At 67.9% G+C, this 1265-nt stretch carries 1 pseudogene; it reads right to left on the minus strand.

Features of this window, described 5'->3' with window-relative positions:
• A pseudogene (locus ACSFA3_RS24045) lies at positions 1 to 892 on the minus strand (ESPR-type extended signal peptide-containing protein); the annotation flags it as partial.
• Between the last annotated feature and the right edge of the window lie 373 nt (positions 893 to 1265).

Here is a 1265-nt window from a genome sequence, read left to right on the forward strand (position 1 = left end):
CGCTGTTGCCGATGGCGACCGCCTGCGCTGCGGACGCGTTGGCGAGTGCGCCCACCGCGGTGGCGTTCTGGCCGCTCGCTGCTGTGCCGAATCCGAGTGCGGTTGCGCGTGTGACGGTTGCAGCAGCGTTGTTGCCCATCGCCACGGTTCCGTCGGCCGCGGCGTTGGCTCCCGACCCCGCCGCGACCGAGCCGACGCCGCTCGAGAGGGCTTGATTGCCCATGGCCAGCGAGAAATCAGCCGAAGCGTTGGCTAGGTTGCCGAGCGCTGCCGAGCTTGTTCCGGCCGCGTTGGCCGACGTGCCGATGGCTGCGGAATCCGCGCCGCCGGCATTGGCCAGACGGCCGCCAGCGAATCCGCGGTCGCCACTGGCTGTGGCGTTGCCGACCGCAGTGGAGTTCGCTCCCGTGGCAGTGGAGAAGGTACCCAAGGCGGTACTGCCGGCTGCTGTGGCCTGGGCCGCAGCGCCAAGCGCGACCGCATTGGTGCTGCTTGCGATCGTGCCGGAACCCAGTGCCATCGCGGCGGGGCCCGAGGCAGCCGCATTCGGGCCGACAGCCACCGAACTGCCCGCGGTCGCCTTGCTCTGGAAGCCTACGGCGGTGGCGTTGTCCTGGGACGCTGTCACGTCCGTGCCGATGGCAATGGCGCCGACTGCCGTGGCTCCTGTTCCCGCAGCGGTGCGCGAGCCGATGTAGACCGAGTTCAGCTGGGTCGCGACCGACTGGAAGCCGACGGCGATGGCGTTCTGAGCAGTTGCCTGGCTGCGGGTACCTTGCGCAACGGTATCCAATGCGGCCGCATTTGCGAGGTATCCAAGGGCGACGCTGCGCAGCCCGGTCGCCTTCGTGTTGAAGCCGATGGCGGTGGCGTATGTGTCGCTCGCAGTCACGTCCGTACCGATTCCGATCGAACTCTCGCTTAGCGAACCTGTCGCCGGGGCGGTGCGTGCGCCTAGATAAACGGAGTTGACTCCGGAGGCACTGGCTCCGGAGCCAACAGCCACACCATTGACTGCCGAACTCGTGGCGCCACCGCCCACTGCGACCACGCCCGTCGCCGAGGCAACGGCTGACGCACCCACGGCAACACCGTTTCCAGTTGCTTTCGACTGCACGCCGATACCGATGGACCCCGCTCCAGTGGAGGCGACATCCGTACCGATGGCAATCGACGACTCTCCGGTCGCTCCGGTTCCTGGAGCGGTACGCGCGCCCAGGTAAAGAGCATTGACCGCAGAGGCAATGGCGCCGTAGCCGAGAGTC

It is taken from the genome of Variovorax glucosi (assembly GCF_051216695.1).
GTDB lineage: Bacteria > Pseudomonadota > Gammaproteobacteria > Burkholderiales > Burkholderiaceae_C > Variovorax.